This is a genomic window from Kitasatospora sp. NPDC017646, from assembly GCF_044329365.1.
Classification (GTDB): domain Bacteria; phylum Actinomycetota; class Actinomycetes; order Streptomycetales; family Streptomycetaceae; genus Kitasatospora.
Window position 1 is genome coordinate 89,095 of sequence record NZ_JBIRJC010000015.1, and the last position, 20,167, is coordinate 109,261.

Annotated in this window: 21 protein-coding genes and 1 pseudogene; 11 read left to right on the forward strand and 11 right to left on the reverse strand. The window is 73.2% G+C overall.

All coding sequences use genetic code 11. From position 1 onward, the window contains the following. Window positions 1-141: 141 nt before the first annotated feature. Window positions 142-633: an SHOCT domain-containing protein gene (locus tag ACH4J0_RS23440; RefSeq protein WP_396242466.1), complete on the reverse strand. Its 492-nt coding sequence runs from the start codon at window positions 631-633 to the stop codon at window positions 142-144. Window positions 634-676: 43 nt separating this feature from the next. Further along, a complete protein-coding gene (locus tag ACH4J0_RS23445) occupies window positions 677-1,300 on the reverse strand; it encodes an NUDIX domain-containing protein (RefSeq protein WP_396242467.1) in 624 nt (207 codons plus the stop codon). A gap of 40 nt (window positions 1,301-1,340) precedes the next feature. On the opposite strand from ACH4J0_RS23445, the pseudogene ACH4J0_RS23450 reads away from it, so the two are divergent. Next, window positions 1,341-1,884 (forward strand): annotated as a pseudogene (locus tag ACH4J0_RS23450) (RNA-guided endonuclease InsQ/TnpB family protein); the annotation flags it as partial. Window positions 1,885-2,038: 154 nt separating this feature from the next. Here the strand turns inward: ACH4J0_RS23450 and ACH4J0_RS23455 are convergent. From ACH4J0_RS23455 to ACH4J0_RS23470, 4 genes are all read right to left on the reverse strand, one after another. Then, window positions 2,039-3,196 carry a type III polyketide synthase gene (locus tag ACH4J0_RS23455; RefSeq protein WP_396242468.1) on the reverse strand — a complete coding sequence of 386 codons (1,158 nt, stop codon included), beginning with the start codon at window positions 3,194-3,196 and terminating at the stop codon, window positions 2,039-2,041. A gap of 47 nt (window positions 3,197-3,243) precedes the next feature. Continuing rightward, window positions 3,244-4,452: a cytochrome P450 gene (locus ACH4J0_RS23460; RefSeq protein ID WP_396242469.1), complete on the reverse strand. Its 1,209-nt coding sequence runs from the start codon at window positions 4,450-4,452 to the stop codon at window positions 3,244-3,246. Between the two features lie 186 nt (window positions 4,453-4,638). Next, window positions 4,639-5,340: a response regulator gene (locus ACH4J0_RS23465; RefSeq protein WP_396242576.1), complete on the reverse strand. Its 702-nt coding sequence runs from the start codon at window positions 5,338-5,340 to the stop codon at window positions 4,639-4,641. 23 nt (window positions 5,341-5,363) lie between these two features. Next, complete coding sequence (locus tag ACH4J0_RS23470; protein WP_396242470.1) at window positions 5,364-6,197, reverse strand: sensor histidine kinase; 834 nt, start codon at window positions 6,195-6,197, stop codon at window positions 5,364-5,366. Window positions 6,198-6,336: 139 nt separating this feature from the next. Here ACH4J0_RS23470 and ACH4J0_RS23475 point away from each other — a divergent pair, with 139 nt between their 5' ends. The 4 genes from ACH4J0_RS23475 to ACH4J0_RS23490 all read left to right on the forward strand — a co-directional run bounded on the left by ACH4J0_RS23475 (window position 6,337) and on the right by ACH4J0_RS23490 (window position 11,062). Beyond that, window positions 6,337-7,062 (forward strand): ABC transporter ATP-binding protein, encoded by a 726-nt coding sequence (locus tag ACH4J0_RS23475; protein WP_396242471.1) that lies wholly within the window; start codon window positions 6,337-6,339, stop codon window positions 7,060-7,062. Continuing rightward, window positions 7,059-9,368 (forward strand): ABC transporter permease, encoded by a 2,310-nt coding sequence (locus ACH4J0_RS23480; RefSeq protein WP_396242472.1) that lies wholly within the window; start codon window positions 7,059-7,061, stop codon window positions 9,366-9,368. Before ACH4J0_RS23475 ends, ACH4J0_RS23480 begins: the two co-directional genes overlap by 4 nt. A gap of 106 nt (window positions 9,369-9,474) precedes the next feature. Next, a complete protein-coding gene (gene hemC / locus ACH4J0_RS23485; protein ID WP_396242473.1) occupies window positions 9,475-10,410 on the forward strand; it encodes a hydroxymethylbilane synthase in 936 nt (311 codons plus the stop codon). Window positions 10,411-10,507: 97 nt separating this feature from the next. Next, window positions 10,508-11,062 carry a hypothetical protein gene (locus tag ACH4J0_RS23490; RefSeq protein ID WP_396242474.1) on the forward strand — a complete coding sequence of 185 codons (555 nt, stop codon included), beginning with the start codon at window positions 10,508-10,510 and terminating at the stop codon, window positions 11,060-11,062. Between the two features lie 46 nt (window positions 11,063-11,108). Here ACH4J0_RS23490 and ACH4J0_RS23495 read toward each other — a convergent pair whose 3' ends face one another. Next, complete coding sequence (locus ACH4J0_RS23495; RefSeq protein ID WP_396242475.1) at window positions 11,109-11,627, reverse strand: ArsR/SmtB family transcription factor; 519 nt, start codon at window positions 11,625-11,627, stop codon at window positions 11,109-11,111. A gap of 61 nt (window positions 11,628-11,688) precedes the next feature. Here ACH4J0_RS23495 and def point away from each other — a divergent pair, with 61 nt between their 5' ends. The 3 genes from def to ACH4J0_RS23510 all read left to right on the forward strand — a co-directional run bounded on the left by def (window position 11,689) and on the right by ACH4J0_RS23510 (window position 13,569). Then, on the forward strand, window positions 11,689-12,273 hold the full coding sequence (gene def / locus ACH4J0_RS23500) for a peptide deformylase (RefSeq protein ID WP_396242476.1): 585 nt from the start codon (window positions 11,689-11,691) through the stop codon (window positions 12,271-12,273). A 4-nt stretch (window positions 12,274-12,277) separates the two neighbouring features. Continuing rightward, window positions 12,278-12,973 (forward strand): class I SAM-dependent DNA methyltransferase, encoded by a 696-nt coding sequence (locus tag ACH4J0_RS23505; RefSeq protein ID WP_396242477.1) that lies wholly within the window; start codon window positions 12,278-12,280, stop codon window positions 12,971-12,973. 74 nt (window positions 12,974-13,047) lie between these two features. Further along, a complete protein-coding gene (locus tag ACH4J0_RS23510) occupies window positions 13,048-13,569 on the forward strand; it encodes a hypothetical protein (RefSeq protein ID WP_396242478.1) in 522 nt (173 codons plus the stop codon). Window positions 13,570-13,622: 53 nt separating this feature from the next. Here the strand turns inward: ACH4J0_RS23510 and ACH4J0_RS23515 are convergent, their stop codons facing one another. Then, a complete protein-coding gene (locus tag ACH4J0_RS23515) occupies window positions 13,623-14,642 on the reverse strand; it encodes a hypothetical protein (RefSeq protein WP_396242479.1) in 1,020 nt (339 codons plus the stop codon). Window positions 14,643-14,764: 122 nt separating this feature from the next. Here ACH4J0_RS23515 and ACH4J0_RS23520 point away from each other — a divergent pair, with 122 nt between their 5' ends. After that, window positions 14,765-15,352, forward strand: a complete 588-nt coding sequence (locus ACH4J0_RS23520; RefSeq protein WP_396242480.1) for a TetR/AcrR family transcriptional regulator — start codon at window positions 14,765-14,767, stop codon at window positions 15,350-15,352. Here the strand turns inward: ACH4J0_RS23520 and ACH4J0_RS23525 are convergent. Further along, window positions 15,345-15,965 carry a TetR/AcrR family transcriptional regulator gene (locus ACH4J0_RS23525; RefSeq protein WP_396242481.1) on the reverse strand — a complete coding sequence of 207 codons (621 nt, stop codon included), beginning with the start codon at window positions 15,963-15,965 and terminating at the stop codon, window positions 15,345-15,347. The genes ACH4J0_RS23520 and ACH4J0_RS23525 overlap by 8 nt on opposite strands. A 125-nt stretch (window positions 15,966-16,090) precedes the next feature. Here ACH4J0_RS23525 and ACH4J0_RS23530 point away from each other — a divergent pair, with 125 nt between their 5' ends. Both ACH4J0_RS23530 and ACH4J0_RS23535 read left to right on the forward strand, forming a co-directional pair. Then, window positions 16,091-16,840 (forward strand): SDR family oxidoreductase, encoded by a 750-nt coding sequence (locus ACH4J0_RS23530; RefSeq protein ID WP_396242483.1) that lies wholly within the window; start codon window positions 16,091-16,093, stop codon window positions 16,838-16,840. A gap of 234 nt (window positions 16,841-17,074) precedes the next feature. Further along, window positions 17,075-17,329, forward strand: coding sequence for a hypothetical protein (locus ACH4J0_RS23535; RefSeq protein ID WP_396242484.1), 255 nt, complete (start codon window positions 17,075-17,077; stop codon window positions 17,327-17,329). A gap of 32 nt (window positions 17,330-17,361) precedes the next feature. On the opposite strand, the gene ACH4J0_RS23540 is transcribed toward ACH4J0_RS23535, so the two are convergent. Both ACH4J0_RS23540 and ACH4J0_RS23545 read right to left on the reverse strand, forming a co-directional pair. Further along, on the reverse strand, window positions 17,362-18,789 hold the full coding sequence (locus ACH4J0_RS23540) for an SDR family oxidoreductase (RefSeq protein ID WP_396242485.1): 1,428 nt from the start codon (window positions 18,787-18,789) through the stop codon (window positions 17,362-17,364). Window positions 18,790-19,017: 228 nt separating this feature from the next. Then, a complete protein-coding gene (locus ACH4J0_RS23545) occupies window positions 19,018-19,959 on the reverse strand; it encodes a carbohydrate binding domain-containing protein (RefSeq protein ID WP_396242486.1) in 942 nt (313 codons plus the stop codon). Window positions 19,960-20,167 lie beyond the last annotated feature (208 nt).

Below are 20,167 nucleotides of genomic sequence, written 5' to 3' on the forward strand. Positions count from 1 at the left end.
GTGGGTGGGGGGGGGTGGCTGGGGTGGGTTGGGGGGGGGGCCCGGGCGCTGTGGGGGGGCCGCGCGGGGGGGGGGGCCCCCCCGGGGGGGGGGGGGGGGGGGGGGGCCGCCCCCCCCCCCCCCCCCGGCCGTTCTGTCCGGTCACATCAGCAGCTTGTCCTTGGCCCTCCGGTACTCCTCGTCGGAGATGGCGCCCCGGTCCCGCAGGTCCGCCAGTCTCGCCAGGTCCTCGACGTGGCTGCGGCCGCCGCCTGCCGCGGGCGGGGCTGTGGCTGCGGCCGGCGTTCCGGCCTGTGTCCCGGCCGCGCCCGCGGCAGGCGTTACGGCCTGCGTCCCGGCCGCGTCCCGGATGTAGGCCCGGACCGCCGCGTCGGCCTGCTGGGCCTGTTCGATGTCCCGCATCCCCATGCTCTGGCCGCGAGCGATGAGGTAGACGAGGATGCCGATCAGCGGCAGGAAGATCACCAGGATCAGCCAGCCGGCCTTGCCCCAGCCGCTCAGGTCGTGACTACGGAAGATGTCCGAAATGATCTTGAACAGGAGGAAGAACCAGAGGATCCAGAGGAACAGCTCCAGCATCGTCCAGAAGATGTTGAGGACCGGGTAGTCCACGGCCAGTAGCTTGGTATCCATAATTACGTGTTACCACCATAAAACGGACACCGCTCTTCGGGGCTCAGCCGTTCAGGTGGCCTTCTGGCGGACTGGGAATGTTCCAGCCCCGCCCGGTCCGCCGCCGCAGCTCCACCGCCAGCCCGATCAGCTCGCCCCACCAGGCGTCATGCCCGGTGAGCAGCAGCCGCTGCGCCTCGGCGGCCGGGACGGCCCGGACCTCGACCACCTGCTCGCCGTCCGCCGGGTTGGTCGGCGTCGAGTCCAGCTCGACCTCGCCCCAGCCCCACAGCCAGGCCTTGTCCGGGTGCGGCTGCCACGGCCGGTACGGCACCGGGTCCTCGGTGTGGCAGCGGTGCGCGCCCAGCCAGCCGGGCTCGCCGAGCAGCCGGGCACCGGCCTCCTCGCGCAGCTCGCGTTCCAGGCAGTCCGCGACGGATTCGTCCCGCTCCCGGGTGCCGCCGGGCAGGAACCAGTGGTCCCGGTCGTCGCGGCACAGCACCACGTTGCCGTCCGCGAATCCGATCAGGTGGATGTTGGTGACCAGCTCGTCCGGTGGCAGTTCGGTGGAGAACTGGGCGTCGTAACGGCCCCAGGCCCAGTACTGCGGCGCGTGCAACGCCGGGAAGAGGGCGGTGAATTCGGCGGCTCTGGCGGAGGTGCCGGTGTGGTTCGTGGTGTCGGTCATGATGACTCCTTTCACGATCTGACGATGTGTCCCGTAAATCATGGCGAGCTCCGCTGTGAAGCGGGCCTACAAGTTCCGTTTTCATCCGACCAGTGAGCAGGCGGCTGAGCCGTCGCGCACGTTCGGGTGCGTGCGGAAGGTTTGCAACATGGCGTTGCAAGCGCGTACCGGGGCCCGGTCGCTCCGGGGTGAGCGGATCACCCGCAACGCCGCCTCGGTGATGCTGACGGCGTGGAAGGAGACCGGCGAATCGTCCTACCTGTCTGAGGCCTCGTCCGTGCCGTTGCAGCAGACGCTCGGCATCTCCAAGGGGCCCTCACGAACTTCTTCGCGCGACGGGCGGGACACCCGCGGTTCGAGTCGCCCGGCGGGGGCCTGCGCGCAAGGCCAGGGGTTCGGTCACCCGGGGGAAGGCCCGGCGCGGGGTTGCCCGCGTTCATGCGAGGACCGCCGACCGCCGCCGGGACTTCCTGCACAAGCTCACCGCTCGACTCGTCCGTGAGGACCGAACGGTCGTGAGCGAGGATTCGACGGCCCGCAACATGCTCAGGAGCGGCAAGTTGTCCCGGGCCGTCTCGGACGCCGGCGGTTGCGGCCTGTGGGGACGGTGTGAGACCTCAACGGAGCACTCCGTGCGGGCGGTCGTCGGTGAAGCAGGAAGTCCCGCCGCCGCGCTCACGCGCAGCGGCTCAGCCGCGAGGCTGAGGGGAATCCCCCGTCCTTCGGGAGGGGAGGGAGTCAATCGGTGATCGTAGTGCCGGCCGTGAAACGGCGGTGGACGCCCGGGTGGACGAGGGCGATGTCGGAGGTGGAGATGGCGCGCGGGCGGGAGTGCGCCGGTTCGGTCGTGGCGCCGACCCAACTGCCCAGGGACATCTCGGCGGTGATACCCGGTCCGAAGCCGGCGATCAGGCCCGGGGTGCCCTCGGGGGCGCCACCGTCGGCGAACAGCCGGGCGAGGGCGTCGAAGACGACGGCGCTGGCGATGTTGCCGCGCTCGGTCAGGGTGGCCCGGCTGTAGCGGAACTTCTCCGGCTCAAGGTTGAGGAAGCGGCAGAGGTCGTCCAGGATGCGCGGGCCGCCGGCGTGCACGATGTAGAAACCCAGGCCGGAGACGTCCCAGCCGTGCTGCCCGGCCATGGTGCGCAGCGCGGGGGCGAGCATCTCCATGGTGCCGGGCACCCGTTTGTCCAGCTGGAAGTGGAAGCCGGTGTCCTTGACCCCGTACGAGATCCAGTTCTCGGTGTCCGGGACGAGGTGGGAGCCGTTGCGCTCGATGTGCACCCCGCTGCCGCCGTGCCCGCGCATCACCACGGCGGCGACGGCGTCGCCGAAGAGGCCGTTGGAGAGCAGCGAGCCGACTTCGAGGTCGGTCGGCTGGTAGCAGAGGGAGCAGAACTCGCAGGCCACGATGAGCACGTTGGCGCCCGGGTAGGCGCGGCAGAAGTCGTGGGCGCGGTTGACGGCGGCGCCGCCGGCCGCGCAGCCGAGCTGGGCGATCGGCACCTGGCGGGTGTCGGAGCGGAAGCCCATGCTGTTGATCAGCCAGGCGGTCATCGACGGCATCATGAAGCCGGTGCAGGACACGTAGATGATCAGGTCGATGTCCTGGGAGCCCAGCTCGGCGTGACGGAGGGCGCGTTCGACCACCTCCGGGACGCGGCGCTTGGCCTCCCGCTCGTACACCTGGTTGCGGACGGTGAAGCCCGGGTGGGTGAGGGTCTGCTCGATCGGCTGGACGAGGTGTCGTGTCCGCACCCCGGTGTTCTCGATCAGCCGCAGGGCCAGGCCGAGTTGGGGGTGCCCGGCGTGCAGGGTGCGGGCCAGGTCCAGGGTCTCGTCGAGGGTGATGACGTGCTCGGGCACGGCGATGGCGGGGCGGCAGAGTGTGGCCATGGTGGGGTCTCCCCGGTGCGGGAACGTTGTGTCAAGGGGGAGGAGTGCTACCAGGCGACCGGGAGGGTGCGCGGGAAGCGCCAGATCGAGCCGGAGTTCCAGTCGAGTTCGGACGGGTCGACGGCCAGCCGCAGCCCGGGGAAGCGCCGCAGCAGGGTGCCGATGGCGACCTGGAGCTCCATCAGCGCGAGGTGCGAGCCGAGGCAGCGGTGCTGGCCGTGGCCGAAGGCCATGTTGACGGGCCCGGCGCCGCGGTCGAAGTCCAGCTCGTCGGGGCGCTCGTACACCGCTGGGTCCCGGTTGGCGGTCAGGTAGGAGACGTGCACGGCCTCGCCGGCCCGGATCAGCACCCCGCCCAGTTCGACGTCCTCGGTGGCGACCCGGGCGATGCCGGGGCCCTGGCGGAACGGGATGAAGCGCAGCAGCTCTTCCAGGGCGTGCGGCAGGGTGTCCGGCCGGGCGCGCAGCTCGGCGAGCTGGTCGGGGTGGGTGAGCAGGGTGTAGGTGATGTTGCTGAGCTGGTAGGTGCTGGTGTCGTGGCCGGTGACCAGCAGGACCATCGCCATCACGGCGAGCTCGTCCGCGGCCAGCAGGTCGTCGCCGTCGCGGGCGGCGGCGAGCGCGCTGATCAGGTCCTCGCCGGGGTGGGCGCGGCGCTCGGCGGTGAGCGTGGTGAAGTAGGCGCGCAGCCCGGCCTTGGCCTCCTCCTGGCCTTCGCGGCTGCCGGGGCCCATCCGCATCATCGCGACGGCCCAGCCGCGCAGCCGGTCGCGGTCCTGCGCGGGGATCTCCAGCACCTCGCAGATGGTGGTGAGCGGGAGCCGGGCGGAGAGGAAGTGCGCCAGGTCGGCCGGGGCGCCGTGCTCCTCCATCTCGTCGAAGTAGCCGTCGACGATCCGCTGGGTGGCCGGGCGCATCCGTTCGACCTGGCGGTGGGTGAAGCCCTGGGCGACCAGGCGGCGCAGCCGGTTGTGCTCCGGCGGGTCCATCAGGTTGATCGATTCGGCCTGGGCGATGGTGGCGGGCGTCATCCGGGGCAGGTCGCGGCCGATGCCGGCGGCGCGGCTGAACCGGCGGTCGGTGGTGACCACCTTGACGTCCTCGTAGCGGGTGGCCAGCCAGGCCTCGCCCTCGCCGTGCGGCAGTCGGATTCTGGCGATCGGGGCCTCCGTGAGCAACCGCTTGAGGAGGGGGTCGAACTCCAGGCCGTCGGTGTGGTGGAAGGGGCAGTCCCACACGGGGGCGGTGGTGGTCACGGGCCTGTCCAATGGTCTTCGTCATGCGGGGTGGCGCCGCCCGAATCGGTTCCGGGAGGTTCGGGCGCGGACATCCGGATGCTTCCCCATGAACTGGCAAAGATGTGATTCCCGAGAGTTGTTCCCCCTAACGAGTGAGATAGCCGATTGTCAGCTGAATTCTCGGCAGCGAACGGGAGTTGGGTGTCAGCCGGTCGAGCCAGGTGCGACCAGCCCGGTCTCATAGGCGAGCACCACGGCCTGGGCCCGGTCGCGCAGGTTCAACTTGGCGAAGATCCGGGCCACATGGGTCTTCACCGTCGACTCGCTGAGGGTCAGCTCGACCGCCAACTCGGCGTTGGACAGCCCGCGTCCGAGCAGTCCGAGCACCTCCACCTCGCGCGGGGTGAGCGGCGCGAGGTCGCGGTGCGGCCGCGGCGAGCCGGTGCCGCGGGCCGCCGGGTGCGGGGCGCCGGTCGCGAAGCGCTCGACCAGCCGACGGGTGATCGACGGGGCGAGCAGGGCGTCGCCGGTGTCCACCAACCGCACCGCGGCGGCGAGATGGGCCGAGGTGACGTCCTTGAGCAGGAAGCCGCTGGCCCCCGCGGACAGCGCCGCGTAGACGTAGTGGTCCAGGTCGAAGGTGGTCAGCATGATCACCCGGCAGCCGGGCACCTGGGCCAGGATCCGGCGGGCGGCCTCCAGGCCGTCCATGGTCGGCATCCGGATGTCCAGCAGGGCCACGTCGGGCCGGTGCCGGACGGCGGCGGCCACCGCCTCGGCGCCGTCCGGGGCCTCGGCGACCACGTCGATGCCGCGCGCCGTGAGGATCATCCGGAAGCCGGTGCGGACCAGCTCCTGGTCGTCGGCGATCATCACCCGGGGGCGGCGCGGCTCGTCCTGTTCCATCTGCTCCTCGTCCTCCACCACTGTCACGGCCGGTCCAGCGGGATGCGGGCGCGCACCCGGTAGCCGCCGCCGAGCCGGCGCCGGGCGTCGAAGTCCCCGCCGTACACGGCGACCCGCTCGCGCAGGCCGAGCAGCCCGCGCCCGGCGCCGTCCGCCTCCGGCCTGCCGGTGGGGACGGACCCCCCGGAGAGCACGCTCGGGCCGCTGTTCAGCACCTCCACCCGCAGGGAGTGGTCCGCGTACCGCACCGTCACCTCCGCCGTCACCCCGTCCCCGTGCTTGAGCGCGTTGGTCAGCGCCTCCTGGACGATCCGGTACGCCGTCACGTCGACGCCGCCGGGCAGCGGCCGCGGCTCGCCGGAGACCCGCACCTCCACCGGCAGCCCGGCGAAGGCGAAGCGGTCGACCAGCGAACCCAGCCGGCTCAGGCTCGGCTGGGGGGCGAAGCCCTCCGGCTCCGGCTCCTCGCCGCCGTCCGCCGCCGGGGCCAGCAGGCCCAGCAGGTGCCGCAGTTCGGTCATCGCGTCCCGCCCGGCCGCCTCTACCGCGCCCATCGCGGCCGCCGCCTCCTCCGGCATGGTGGCCAGCACCTCGCGCGCGGCCCCGGCCTGCACCACCATCAGGCTCACGTTGTGGCTCACGATGTCGTGCAACTCCGAGGCGATCCGCGCCCGTTCGGCGTCCACAGCGGCGCTCGCGGCGCTCTGCCGCTCCCGTTCCAGCAGCCAGCCGCGCTCGCCGATGGCCGTCCGGTACAGCCGGCGCGCCCGGACCAGCGCGACGCCCAGCCAGCCGGCGCCCGCGCAGGCCGTGCCCGCCACCGACGCCGCGATCCAGTCCGTCCCTGTTCCCCACACGGCGCCAGCTTCCCAGGTGAGGGCTTGATCGACATCATCCGGGGGTGCCGCCCCCGTACATCCCCGGTACTACGGCGACCTGCGGTTACACCCGGGGTGGGACGACCGGCCCCGGCCGCCGCGCCTACCGTCGTCGACCATGAGCAACGACCACGACGGGACCACCCGGCCCGACGACGCGCCCTTCGTCGTCGAGCTGTCCGGGGTGCACAAGGAGTTCGGCGACGCCAAGGCCCTCGACGGCGTCGACCTGCGGATCAGGGCGGGCGAGGCGGTCGCCGTGATGGGCCCCTCGGGGTGCGGCAAGTCCACCCTGCTGAACATGGTGGCCGGGTTGGACCGGCCCAGCTCCGGCACCGTCCGGGTGCAGGGGCAGGACCTCGGCGGGCTGAACGAGAACGGGCTGGCGCTCTTCCGCCGCCGCAACGTCGGCATGATCTTCCAGTTCTTCAACCTGATCGACGACCTCCCGGCCCTCGACAACGTCGCCCTGGCCGCCCAGCTGACCGGCACCACGGCCAGGCAGGCCCGGCGCCGGGCCCTGGAACTGCTGGACGAACTCGGCGTCGCGCACCGAAAGGACGTCTACCCGGCCGCGCTCAGCGGCGGCGAGCGCCAGCGCGTCGCGGTGGCCCGCGCCCTGATGAACCGCCCGGCGCTGCTGCTCGCCGACGAGCCGACCGGCGCGCTGGACAGCCGCTCGGGCGAGCAGGTGATGGACCTGCTGATCGACCTCAACCAGATCGGGCAGACCCTGCTGATCGTCACCCACGACCCCAACCTGGCCACCCGCTGCGCCAGTCGGCTGGTCGAGGTCGCGGACGGCAAGGTGGCGCGCGAGCGGATGCTGGAGACCACGAAGTGAGTGGAGCTGTCTGGCGGGCCTCGCGGGCGGCGGTGAAGCGCCGCCGGGTGCAGACCATCGTGATCGGCCTGGTGGTTTTCTGCGCCACCACTACCGTGCTGCTCGCCCTCGCGGTGATCAGCGCCGCCCGGGCCCCCTTCGACAAGGCCTTCGAGCAGCAGCACGGCGCCCACGTTGTGGCGGCCTTCGACCCGGCCAAGGCCTCGGCGGAGCAGTTGGCCGCCACCGCCCACCAGCCGGGCGTCGAGGCGGCCGCCGGGCCGTTCGACCAGGCCGTGGTGGAGATCCCCACCGAATGGGTCGGCCGCCCGCCCGGACCGCTGACCCTGGTCGGCCGCTCCGACCCGGCCGGGCCGGTGGACCGGCTGCCGCTGCTGGCGGGCCGCTGGGCCACCAAGCCCGGCGAGGTGGTGATCAACAATCCGTTCGGGGCTGCGTCGGAGCGTTTCCTGAATTCCCCGCTCCCCATCGGCGGCGGCCGGAGTCTCACCATCGTCGGCTTCGTCGACAGCATGAGCCAGACCGCCGGCGGCTGGGTCACCCCCGAGCAGGCGGCCGCCCTGCACCCCGCCGGCCGACAGATGCTCTACCGCTTCGACGACGCCTCCAGCGACCAGGAGCTCACCTCCGCGATGGGCACGGCCACCGAGGGCCTGCCCAAGGACGCGCTCGCCAGCGCCCAGTCGTACCTGACGCTCAAGCAGGCCTTCTCGGCGGGCGCGGACGCCTACACGCCGCTGATGACGGTCTTCGGTGCGCTCGGCCTGATCGTCTCCGCGCTGATCGTCGGCAACGTGGTGAGCGGCGCGGTGGTCTCCGGCTACCGGCACATCGGCGTGCTGAAGTCGATCGGCTTCACCCCGCGCCAGGTGGTCACGGTCTACCTGACCATGGTCTCGGTGCCCGCCGTCGTCGGCACGGTCCTCGGCACGGTGGCCGGCTGGTTCGCTTCCTACCCGATCCTGCTGGGTGCGTTCTCCGGCATCACGACCGGCACCGCGGTGATCGAGCCGGCCGGCTGGCTGCCCGTCGCCACCCTGCTCGGCGTCCCGCTGCTGGTCGCCCTCGCCGCGCTGGTCCCGGCGTCGCGCGCCCACCGGCTCTCCGCCGCACAGGCCATCTCGGCCGGCAGCGCGCCGCGCGACGGACGCGGGCTGCGGGTCCAGCGCTGGCTGAGCGGCACCCGGCTGCCGCGCGCCGTCAGCCTCGGCCTCGGCCAGCCCTTCGCCCGCCCGGGCCGCACCGCGCTGACCATGGCGGCGATCGTGCTCGGCGTGGTCACCGTGACGGTGACGACCGGTCTGAGCAGCACCCTGAGCAAGTCGATGGACCACCGTGACGGCCACACCCACATCGACGTCCTGACCGCCAGCTTCTCGGGCAGCAAGATCGAGCCCAAGCTCACCCCGGCCCAGACCGAGGCGATGCTGCGCGCCACCCCCGGCGCCGAGCGGGTCAGTACGCGCGGGCTGGTCCGGGTCGGGCTGGTCGGCTACACCCAGCCCGTGTTCGCCGACTTCTACGGCGGCGACGACATCGCCAACGTCAAGCGGCTCCAGGCGGTGGAGGGCCGGGTGGCGACCGGACCGAACGAGATCGAGGCCGGGCCGTCGTTCCTCAAGCAGCACGGGCTCAAGGTCGGCGACCGGCTCACCCTGGACCTGGACGGCCGGAAGCTGACCGTCACCATCGTCGGCAAGGAGGACGAGGGCAACGCCCAGGCGTTCGCCTCCAACGACGCCACCAGGGCCGCGCTCACCGACGACCCGCACGTGGTCGAGTACGACGTAAAGCTCGCCAAGGGTGCCGACGCCGCCGCGTACCAGAAGGCGGTCACGGATGCCGATCCGAGCCTCTCGCCCTCGGTGTTCGCGCCCGACACGCCCGGGTCGGTCGTCGCGATCGTCAGCTTCAGCACGACCTTCTCGGTGCTGCTGTCGGTGGTCGCTGCGCTGGGCGTCTTCAACACCCTGCTGCTCACCATCCGCGAGCGCCGCCGCGACCTTGGCATGCTGAAGTCGATCGGGATGACGCCCCGGCAGGTCGTCGCGATGACGGTCACCTCGGTGGCCTGGCAGGGCGTGGTCAGCGCGGTGATCGGCATCCCGGCCGGGGTCCTGGCGCACCGGCTGCTCATCGAGAACGTCGGGACCATCGAGTTCAGGGAGGACAGCATCAACATCTGGAGCGCCCCGCTGCTCACCGGCCTCGCCCTCGCGGGCGTCGTGATCGCCGTCCTCGGCGCGCTCGTCCCGGCCCGCTCGGCGGCCCGGCTGCCGATCGCGGAGGTGCTGCACAACGAGTGAGGTGCTTCGCCATCACGGACGGCCGGGCGGCCTCGCTGCCCGGCCGTCCGGCGCGTTGGGGTGATGCACCATCAACGGCACGTGTGAGAGCCCCTATCATCGCGCCATGGCCACCGCTGAGCTGATCCGAATCGTCTCCCGCTCCTCGCCCATGGCGCTCGCCCAGGTCGACCGGGTCCGCGCCGAACTCGCCGAGCTGCACCTGGGGTTGCGCACCGAGGTGGTGCCGGTCACCACCTCGGGCGACCGCTGGACCGGGGACCTCGCCCAGCTGGGCGGCAAGGGGGCGTTCACCAAGGAGGTCGACGCCGCGCTGCTCGCCGGGGAGGCCGACGTCGCCGTGCACTGCCTCAAGGACGTGCCCGCCGACCGCCCGCTGCCCGCCGGCACCGTCTTCGCCGCCTACCTGCGCCGCGACGACATCCGCGACGCGCTCGTCCACCCCGGCGGCCTGACCCTCGCCGAACTCCCGCCCGGCACCCGGATCGGCACCTCCTCCGTCCGCCGCATCGCCCAACTCGCCGCCTCCCACCCGCACCTGGAGTGCGTCCCGATCCGCGGCAACGCCAACAGCCGGCTCGCCAAGCTGGCAGCCGGGGACGTCGACGCGCTGCTGCTCGCCGTCTCCGGTCTGGAGCGGATCGGCGAGCAGGCCCGGATCACCGAGGTCCTCGGCGTCGAGGCGATGTGCCCGCCGATCGGCGCCGGCATCCTCGTCCTGCAGTGCCGCGAGGACGACGCCGCGACCATCGAGGCCGTCACCGGACTCGGCCACCACGACACCTGGCGCGAGGCGGCGGCCGAGCGGATGTTCCTGCACGTGCTGCAGGGCCACTGCAACAGCCCGATCTCCGGCTACGCCAAGGCCGAGGCGGACGGCCGGCTCTCGCTGCGCGGCCGGGTCTTCACCCCGGACGGCAAGCGGGTGCTGGACGCCCACGAGTGGGCGGGTGCGCTCAGCCCGGAGGACCTCGGCACCTCGGTCGCCCTGGCGCTCAAGCGGCAGGGGGCGCAGGAGCTGATCTCCTCGATCCCGCACTGAGGTCGGGGGCCGGGGTCGGGGGCCGGCCCGGCCTCGGCATCCGGACCGCCCGCACGCCCGCGAGAACCGACCGGGTGTTCGGGGCGTCCGTTGAGGCGTGATCAGTGCGGTGCTCGGCGGGATGCCGAACTTCTGGCCCGGGCTGCTGCTCTCGCTGGTGCCGGCGGCCCTGCTGAACCGGCCGGTGGGGCGGCTGCTGCGGGCCCACTGGGCGGTGGGCTTCCTGCTGCTGCTCGGGCTCGGCGGGGTGGTCGTGGCGACGCTGCTGCCGGAGGCGTTCCGGCCGTCGGTGATCCGGCACGCGGCGGAGGCCGCGCGGCACTGCGCGGTGGCGGGCGCCCGGCCGCGTTCGCCGTACGAGCTGCTGCACGTGCGGCACATCGAACTCAAGCTGGCGACCTACGCCCCGGTGGGCTTCGCGGCCGCGCTGGCCGGGACGCGGCGGCGGGCGGCGGTGGCGCTGCTGGGTACGGCGGTGCTGCCGTTCGCGGTGTCGGCGCTGCAGTACGCGCTGCCCGCGATCGGGCGGGCCTGCGACGTGCAGGACGTCTGGGACGGTGTGCAGGGGGTCGTGCTGGGGGCGGCGCTGGGACTGGTGGTGGGGCCGGTGGCCCGGGCGGTGGCCAGGGGGCGCCTCGTGGGTCCCGGCTGACCAGGTGGAGATCCACAGCACACGGCCTGAGGCCCCGGCGGCCTGACTACTGGTCGAGCAGGGGGAACAGGCGCGTCACGGCGGCGACCGGACGGGTCCCGGCGGGCCGCGCTCCCGGGTCGGTGTCCCGGTCGCGGTAGCGGGCGAGCAACTGCCGCACGGCGTCCGCGACGGCGGTCAGCTCCTCGGGGGTGAGGTGGACCACGGCGCTGAACGCCTCGTCCTGCTGCCACTCGGCCGGGGCATCGGCGCGCCGGGCGAGCCAGCGCCGGTGGCTCTCGTCCTCCAGGCCACGGGCCAGCTCGTCGAACCCGCCGTCGGCCGCGGGCGGCTGGTCCGGGGGCAGTCGCCACGGCCGGGCCCGGCCGTCGGTGGCCGGGGCCTCCTCGATCAGCCCGTACCGGGCGAGCTGCCGCAGGTGGAACGAGCACAGGCCCGAGCTGTACCCGAGCCGGGCGGCGGCCTCGGTGGAGGTGAGGGTGCCGCGTTCGGCGAGCAGCTCCAGCAGTGCGGTGCGGACGGCGTGCTCGGGGAGGGCTCCGGTCCTGACGATGTCTTCGGTCACTTTGCAAAGTCTGCTACTTTGCAAAGTCGACAGCAAGTCCATCGAGAACGAGGGGGCGACAGTGTCCGAGTCGCGCGTACGTCCGGCCGTCCTGCGGATCACCGAGGTGGGGGAGGAGATCCTCCGCCGCACCTGCCGTGCGGCGACCGAGGAGGACTTCGGCAGCGAGCGCCTGGCCCGGCTGATCGACGACATGTTCGCCACCATGTACGTCGCCGACGGCTGCGGACTCGCCGCCAACCAGGTGGACGTGGACCTGCGCCTGTTCGTCTACGACTGCCCCGACGACGACGGCGTCCGGCACGTCGGGCACGTGCTCAACCCGGTGGTCGAGGAGCAGGAGCCCGGCCGCCCCCTGATCGAGGACGTCGAGGGCTGCCTGTCCGTACCCGGCGCCAACACCCGACTCGCCCGCCCGGCGCGCGCAGTGGTGCGCGGTGTCGACCAGCACGGCGGGCCCGTGACGATCGAGGGCACCGGCTACTTCGCCCGCTGCCTCCAGCACGAGGCCGACCACCTGGACGGGGGCCTCTACATCGACCGGCTCTCCGCCCGCGACCGCAAGCGGATGATGAAGCAGACCGCCGACCGCCGCGAGAAGGTGTTCGCCGAGCGCGCCGCCAGGGCCGCGAAGACGGCCGGGTGAGGTGGTGACCGAACCGGCCCGCCCCGCAACAGCCGCCGGCCCTGCCGCCGCCCACCCTGCCGCCGCAGCCGCCCACCTCGCCGCCGTTCGCAGCTCCTACGACACCGTCGCCGCCGACTACGCCCGGCTGGTCGTCCCGCCCGACGGGATGGACCCGCTCTCGCGCGCCGTGCTCGCCGCCTTCGCCGAGCTGGTACGGGAGTCGGGAGGCGGTCCGGTAGCCGATCTCGGCTGTGGCCCGGGCAAGGTGACCGCCCACCTGGCGGCGCTCGGCCTGTCCGCCTTCGGGGTGGACGTGTCGGGGGAGATGGTCGCGCTCGCCCGCCGCGTCCACCCCGGACTCCGGTTCGAGCGCGGCGAGATGGCCGCGCTCGACCTCCCCGACGGCTCCCTCGGCGGCATCCTGGCCTGGTACTCGGTGCACCACACCCCGGCCGCCGAACTGCCCGCGCTGTTCGCCGAGTTCCGCCGGGTGCTCGCCCCGGGCGGACACCTGCTGCTCGGCGGGCACACCGGGGACGGGGAGTCGCGGCCGGGCTCGGCGTACGGGCATCCGGTGTCGTACACCTCGTACCTGGTCCCGGGCGACCGCCTGGTGGAACTGCTGGCCGGGGTCGGGTTCACCGTCACCACCCGGCTGGACCAGGCCCGGCCGGAGCGGCCGGAGCGGGGATACGTCAGCCTGCTGGCGCATGCCTGACTGGCTCTGCCGGGGGAGGCGGTTCGGCCCCGCGGTCGAGGTGGGGGCCGGGTGGCGGCGGCGAGGGTTTACGCATGCTGAAGAACATCACGGTGGGTGACACCGAACGCCCCGTCCCCCGTTGGGCCCTGCGCCTCGCCAGGGCCCTGCCGTTCATCCTCCTGCCGCACTGCCTGTGGCGGCTGCCGTTCGCCTTCGACTTCACGATGGGCACGGTGGAGCCGGGCCGCCCGCCCCTCGCCTGGTGGGCCACCCCGTACGTGTTCGGCCTGAGCCTGGTCACCGAGGGCCTGGCGCTGCTCACCCTCGGGCTGGTCAGCGGCTGGGGTGAGGTGTTCCCCCGCTGGGTGCCGTTCCTGCGGGGGCGCCGGGTGCCGCCGCTCGGGCCGCTCGTCGCGACGCTGCTGGGCGGGCTGGTGCTGTTCGGACTGTTCGGGCTCCAGCCGCTCTCCTGGCTCGGCGTGCTCGACGAGGTCGGGTTCAGCAACGGGTGGTGGGAGGCCCTCTACCGGGTCTGCGTCAGCCCGGCCGTGCTCTGGGGCCCGACCACCATCGCCCTCGGCATCGCGTACTACCGCCGCCGCACCGCCGCCTGAACCCGGCCGCTGCGCGGGAAGGCGGACCGGCCGACTTCCCGCGCCACCGCGCTTCAGTGCGTGCGGTAGTACTCGCCGACCGCGCCGAAGGCCTCCTTCGGGTCCCAGGGGAGGCCGGGGAAGGTGTTCCCCGGGCGGTCCTCGTGGACCTTGACGACGCCGTAGCTGGCCAGGTCGAGGTCCTCGCGCGGGTCGCCGTCCGGGCGGTGGACGAAGTCGTACAGCGCGAAGGTGAACACGAAGGCGGTGTCGATCCCGCCGGTGTCGAAGGCCGTCAGCAGCTCGCGCAGGTAGGCGGCCTGGCCGGGCTCGTCGCGCTCGTAGGCGCCGTCGAGGCGCACCGGGCCGTCGGGGCCGTACTCGACGACCGACAGGCCGAGTGCGCCCCGGTCGCCCGCGCCGCGGTAGGTGGCGGAGCCGAACTCGGTGATGGCGACCGGCTTGCCCTGGGCGGTCAGCTCGCGGACGCCGTCGGCGAAGCGGTCCGCGATCTCGGCGGAGCGGTAGAGGTCGAGGGAGACGATGTCGAAGGGCGTCCAGTCGACCCGCTCCAGCGGGACGGCGGCGTAGCTGAGCCTGCCGTGGAAGTGCTCGCGGACGGTGGCCACCACCTCGCCGAGGAAGGCGTTCACCTTGCCGCTGACCGCGCCGATGTGCTCCCGCACCGCCTCCGGCCGGGCGAGCAGCGCGATCCGATCGTCCGTGGTGTCCCCGGGCAGGAACCCCGGGTTCATCAGGCTGAGTTCGGCGCCGGCCACGAACACCACCTCGGCCCCGCCCAGCCGCAGCCGCTCCGCTCGCCCGGCGCAGTCGGCGAACAGCCGCAGCATCTCCTCGGCGGTCAGCTCCAGCGGGTACGGGGAGAACCAGACCTCCAGCCCCAGCGCGGCGGCGTACCCGGCGGCGAGCTCGATCCGGTCCGGATCGCCGCCCGTGATCCGTATGGCGGTGCAGTGCAGCTCGTCGCGGATGATCCGCAGCTCGCGCTCGACGACCTTGGGGTCGAACAGCTTGCGTGAGTACGAGCCGTTCCTGACGAATCCGGTGTCGTAACTCATTCCCTTGGCGCGCATGGTCTCCTGCCTTCGTGGAGGATCGGAAACTTACGGTACGGCGCGTACCGTACTTGCCGTGACCCAGGGGCGGCAAGTAAGCATGGTGGCGGTACGGGCGGCAGCGAGGGCGGAGCGGGAGCATGGCCGGGCAGACGCGGCGACGCGGAGCGGCGCTGGATGAGGCGATCCTGGCGGCCGCCGTCGCGGAAATCGCCGAATCCGGGTACGCCGGGCTGACCATGGACAAGGTCGCCGCCCGCGCGGGCACCAACAAGAACGCGCTCTACCGGCGCTGGCCGAACCGGCTCGCCCTCGGCATCGCCGCCTACAAGCAGCTCGCCAAGGCCGCCCCGCTCCCAGATACCGGTGAACTGCGCGGTGACGCCCTGGAGTTGCTCCGCCAGGCGAACCGGCACTGGAGTTCGCCGCTCGGCGGCGTGCTGCGTGAACTGCTGGCCGCGGCGGGCGGTGCGACGGAGTTCCTGGCGCAGTTGCAGGACCAGTCCGGCGACGCCGCGGCCGCCCCCTGGCTCACCGTGCTGGGCCGGGCCGTCGCCCGCGGCGAGTCGGCGCCGGAGGTGCTGCACCCGCGGGTGGCGACGGTGGCGGTGGTGCTGCTGCGCAACGAGTTCGTCGTCCGGGGCGTGCCGAGTGCGCCCGACGACGTGCTGGTGGAGATCGTGGACGAGGTGTACCTGCCGCTGGTCCGGCGCCGGGGCCCTAGCTGACCCCGTTCCCCGCGGTCAGGGTGGCGGCGAGGCGCTCGGCGGCGGCCGCGTCCAGCGGGGCGTGACCGAGCAGGAAGCGGTACCAGAACAGCCCGTAGACCTGGTCCACGATCAGGTCCAGGTCGGCGTCGCCGCCCAGTTCGCCGCGTTCCAGGCCCCGGGCGAGCAGTTCGTGCAGCGCGGCCCGTCGGGTGGCGGTGAAGGTCCGCATCAGTTCGGCCAGGTGCGGGTCGCGGGCGGCCTCGCGGACGACGGTGCGCAGCGCGGAGGCGGTGGTGCTGCGCTGGGCGGCGTCGAAGGTGGTCTCGATGAAGGCGCGCAGGTCGGTGCGCAGGGCACCGGTGTCCGGCTGGTCGGAGACGTCCTGGTCGGCGCGGTCGGTGAGGGCGTCCAGCAGGACGGCGCCCTTGGAGGGCCACCAGCGGTAGACGGTCTGCTTGCCGACGCCGGCCGTGCGGGCGATCGCGTCGATGGTGACGGGGGTGCCGTCGGAGTCCGCGAGCAGGTGCAGTGCCGCGTCCAGGATCGCCCGGTGGGCCGCCTCGTTGCGGCGGCGGCCGGTGTGCGGCCGGGTGGAGGGGGCCTGTTCGGCCCGCGGGTCGGTCTCGCTCATCGTGGTCCCTTTCGTCCTGCCCCCGCTTGACAAGACTATCAGTCTCGGCAACCATCATTGCCGGAACGGCCGGTCTCGACAAGCTGGCGGACCGGCCAGTGAACACGCGGGAAGGGCCAGAACCAATGAGCACTGCATCTGCACCGAACGTCTTCGCCGGGCAGCGTGTCGTCGTGATGGGCGGCAGCTCGGGCATCGGCGAGGCGACCGCCGCCGCCTTCGCGGCGGACGGCGCGGAGGTCGTGGTCACCGGCCGCGACCGTGAGAGGCTGGACGCCGCCGTCGCCCGGATCGGCGGCGGGTCCAGCGGCACGCGGCTGGACGCGACCGACCCGGCCGCCCTGGCCGACTTCTTCGCCGGGACCGGCACCGTCGACCACCTCGTCGTCGCGGTCAGCGGTGCGGCCGGCAGCGGCCCGTTCGCCGAACTCGACCTCGCCGACCTCGCGCGCGGCTTCGAGGCCAAGTTCTGGCCGCAGGTCCGCGTCCTCCGGGCGGCCCTGCCGCACCTGCGCGAGGACGGCTCGGTCACCCTGATCACCGCCGCCTCGGCCCGCGCCGCCATCCCCGGCACCGCCGGACTGGCCGCCATCAACGGCGCCCTGGAGGCGATGGTCCCGCCGCTGGCCGTCGAACTCGCCCCGCTGCGGGTCAACGCCGTCTCGCCCGGCGTCATCGACACCCCTTGGTGGGACCGCGTTCCGGCCGAGCAGCGCACCGCCCTCTTCGACGGCCTGGCCGCGACCACCCCGGTCGGCCGGGTCGGCCGCCCCGAGGACGTCGCCCGGGTGATCCACATGTTCGCCGCCAACACCTTCGTCACCGGCGTGGTGCTCGACTGCACCGGCGGGGCCAACCTCCCCACCGGCCGCTGAGGAACGGTACGGCCCGGCCCGGACCCCCTCCCGGGCCGGGCCGTCGTGGCGGCGGCACTGCTCCGCGCGTCAGGACGCCGGCGGTCGCGGCTCGCCACAACGGATATGACCGATCGTCAAAGACTGCCGCCTGCGGCATGGAGCCATCCGAATGAGGGAATGACTTCCTGGCCGAACCGGGCTCGTGGAGCGGCGAGAAGGAGCGGGCCCTCGGCGGCAGAGCGGGAGGCGCACGTGGGAATAGTGCACGCGATCCGGATGCAGAGACTCGTCGCGGATGCCAGGCGCGCGTACGCGCAGGGGGACGACACCTTCGAAGCGTCCATCGACATCGACCCCCGAGGCATGGCCCGGGTCAGGAACCCCATGAAGGCGATCCGCAAGGAAATCGACCTGGTCGTCCGGTCCGTCGAAGCGGTCGGCTGGGAGTGTGTGCACGTCGGCCAGTTCATGTACTCGATCAACATGGAGTTCGTCCGCGCGGGCTGACCGTCAGGAGGCCCGAACGTCCGTCCGAGCCGTCACCACTCCGCGACCCGGTAGTCCTTGAGGAACACCCCCGACACCGGGTGGCCCGCCTCGCCGCGCACGATGGGGTCGTACACCCGGGCGGCGCCGTCCACCACGTCCAGGGGCGTGCGGAAGCCCCGGGAGGCGATCCGGGTCTTCTTGGGCGCCGGGTTCTCGTTGGTGATCCAGCCGGTGCCGACGGCGCACATGTGGACGCCCTGTGGGGCGAGTTCGGCCGCGCTGGTGCGGGTGAGCATGTTGAGTGCGGCCTTGGCCATGTTGGTGTGGGGGTGGCGCGAGGTCTTGTTGCGGACGGCGAACCGGCCCTCCACCGCGGTGACGTTGACGATGTAGCGGGCGGGGTGCGGGGAGGCGAGCAGCAGTGGCAGCAGCCGGTCGCAGAGCAGGGCCGGGGCGAGGGCGTTGACCAGCTGGGTCTCCAGAAGCTCGGCCGGGTCGAGCGAACCGAGCGTGGCGGACCAGGAGTTGGCGGGCGCGAGGTCGGGCAGCAGCCCGGCCTCGTCGGCGAAGTCCAGCGAGCCGCCTGCCCCGGAGGCGAGTTGGGCCGTGTCTGCGAACGGCCGGAATCCGGGCGCCCGGGTGATGGCCCGGCGGTCGGCGGCCGGCAGGGCCGTGGCCTCGCCCGCCGCCAGCAGGGCGTAGGACTCGGGCGGGCGGCGCAGCGTCTGCGCGGCATTGTTGACCAGGATGTCCAGCGGACCGCCGTCGGCGTGCAACTGCTCGGTCAGACCCAGGACCTGGCGCGGGTCCCGGAGGTCGATGCCGACCACGGTCAGCCGCTCCCACCACTGCTCGCTGCCCTCGGCGGCGCGGAAGCGGCGTACGGTGTCCTGTGGGAAGCGGCTGGTGACGATCAGCTCGGCGCCGTCCCGCAGCAGCATCAGGGCGAGCTGGAAGCCGATCTTCACCCGCCCGCCGGTGAGCAGCGCCCGGCGGCCCCGCAGGTCGGTGGAGAGGCCACGACGGGCGGTGTTGTCGGCCGCGCAGTCCGGGCAGAGCATGTGGTAGAAGCCGTCGACCTGGCGGTACGGCTGCTTGCAGACGTAGCACCTGCGCGGCATCCGCAGCTCGCCGACCGGCCCGCGGGCGGGGGTGAGCGGTGCGTCCTCGCGGCGGTGCCGGGCGCCGGTCGCGGTGGCGGCGAGCAGCTCGGCGTCGGCCTGGCGGAGCGCCTCCCTGGCCTCCTGGCGGCGGCGTTTGCGGCTCTCCATCACGAAGGAGCTGAGCTGCCGCTCGGCGTGCAGCCGGGTGCGGTCGTGGGAGGGGAGTGCGCGCAGCCGGCCGAGGGTGCGGCTGAACGCGGCGAGTTCCTCCGGGCCGAGGTGGGCGCCCGGGGCGGCGCCGAGCTCGACCGCGCAGGCGGCGTCGCCATGGGTCGTGCTGGTGATGAGCTGGTCGTGGTCGTCCCGGGCCGTCATGTCCGCCCCCTCGTTCCGTGCAGGTGGGAGGGACTGTAGTTGACGGCCCGGGAGGATGAGATGCCAATTTCCGCCGGCCGCCGGCCCGGTTGCTCAGCCGCAGTCGGGCGTCAGCCAACCGACTCGGCGACCGTCGAGCCGGTGGCGCACGGGGGCTCCCAATCGTTCGGCACCGGGGGGGCGGGACGGGGGAGCGCCTACTGAACGCGTTGGCGCCGTCACCGCACGCTAGTTGATTTCCGGGCGAACGGACGGTGTCGCACGCGGTTTCCGGACAGTGGGGCCGGAGCGCGACGAGGTGCCGGCCGCCCTCCGCGGGCCGTCGGCACCGAAGGACAGCTTGACGTCGCCGCCGGCGGCGCGCAGCGCGTCGACCTGGTCCTTGGCCCAGCCGGTGCGCGGGTCGTAGGCGTTGAACCAGCTGGCCCTTGCAGCCGACGCCGGTGACGAAGCCCATGCTGTAGCCCTTGACGCCGCCCGCCTTGGCCATGTCGGGCATGGACGGGGTGGGCCAGGCGCCCATGTCGATGTAGGGGGCGACCGGGAGCGCGACGTTCGGCGGCGGGGTGGTCGGTCCGCCGGTGGGCGTGCCGGTCGGGGTGCCGGTGGGCGTTCCCGTCGGGCTGCCGCCGCCGGGGCCGGTGAGCGCCACGTCGTCGGCGAGGTAGGCGCCCTGCCCGTACCAGCCGTGCAGGTAGACGGTGACGCTGGTGGTGCTCGGGCCGGTGGTGAAACGCGCGGACAGCTGCTGCCAGTTGGAGCCGCCGGGGTCCACACGGCGGGGTCGGTGACGCCGCTGCCGGTGGCGCCGAGGTAGACGTACCGGCCCTGCACCCAGGCGCTGAGGCTGTACGTGGTGTTGGGCTGGACGCTCACGGTCTGGCCGCACTGTGCGGTGTCGCTCGCGCTCGCGGCCCCCTTGAGTGCGTAGGTCCCGCCGTGGGCGCCGGAGTTGACGACGGTGCCGGTGCCGGCGGAACAGCTCCACGGGTCGAGCAGGCCGCTCTCGAGGCCGCCGTTGGCGAGCAGGTCGGCGTCGGCGGCGCCGGCGTTCCCGGCGAGGGCGGCGAGCCCGCCCGCGGCGAGGACGGTGGCGGCGGCGAGGCTCAGCAGTTCGGTCCGGCCGGCGGGGCGGCGGTGGGTGGGGGCGTGCTGGAGCGCACTGGGCATGGGGGTGCCTCTCGGGACGTGGGCCGCCCGCGCCGCGAAGGGGGAGACGCGGGGCGGGCGGCAGCATGGGGCTGGTCCGGTGCGGGGAGGAGCGCGGTGCTGAGGATCAAACTGGACTAGACCAGCTGTGCACGTCAAGCACTTCCCGGCTTCCGGGAGCCGTCCGGGGGCAGGTTTCGGGGCGGGTTCGAGGACCGCCCTCCCGCGG

Excerpts from the sequence above, each read along its gene's own strand:
- ACH4J0_RS23440 (WP_396242466.1), bottom strand. The coding sequence starts at position 633 with ATGGATACCAAGCTACTGGCCGTGGACTACCCGGTCCTCAACATCTTC.
- ACH4J0_RS23445 (WP_396242467.1), bottom strand. The coding sequence starts at position 1,300 with ATGACCGACACCACGAACCACACCGGCACCTCCGCCAGAGCCGCCGAA.
- ACH4J0_RS23455 (WP_396242468.1), bottom strand. The coding sequence starts at position 3,196 with ATGGCCACACTCTGCCGCCCCGCCATCGCCGTGCCCGAGCACGTCATC.
- ACH4J0_RS23465 (WP_396242576.1), bottom strand. The coding sequence starts at position 5,340 with ATGGAACAGGACGAGCCGCGCCGCCCCCGGGTGATGATCGCCGACGAC.
- ACH4J0_RS23475 (WP_396242471.1), top strand. The coding sequence starts at position 6,337 with ATGAGCAACGACCACGACGGGACCACCCGGCCCGACGACGCGCCCTTC.
- hemC (WP_396242473.1), top strand. The coding sequence starts at position 9,475 with ATGGCCACCGCTGAGCTGATCCGAATCGTCTCCCGCTCCTCGCCCATG.
- ACH4J0_RS23510 (WP_396242478.1), top strand. The coding sequence starts at position 13,048 with ATGCTGAAGAACATCACGGTGGGTGACACCGAACGCCCCGTCCCCCGT.
- ACH4J0_RS23515 (WP_396242479.1), bottom strand. The coding sequence starts at position 14,642 with ATGCGCGCCAAGGGAATGAGTTACGACACCGGATTCGTCAGGAACGGC.
- ACH4J0_RS23520 (WP_396242480.1), top strand. The coding sequence starts at position 14,765 with ATGGCCGGGCAGACGCGGCGACGCGGAGCGGCGCTGGATGAGGCGATC.
- ACH4J0_RS23525 (WP_396242481.1), bottom strand. The coding sequence starts at position 15,965 with ATGAGCGAGACCGACCCGCGGGCCGAACAGGCCCCCTCCACCCGGCCG.
- ACH4J0_RS23530 (WP_396242483.1), top strand. The coding sequence starts at position 16,091 with ATGAGCACTGCATCTGCACCGAACGTCTTCGCCGGGCAGCGTGTCGTC.
- ACH4J0_RS23540 (WP_396242485.1), bottom strand. The coding sequence starts at position 18,789 with ATGACGGCCCGGGACGACCACGACCAGCTCATCACCAGCACGACCCAT.
- ACH4J0_RS23545 (WP_396242486.1), bottom strand. The coding sequence starts at position 19,959 with ATGCCCAGTGCGCTCCAGCACGCCCCCACCCACCGCCGCCCCGCCGGC.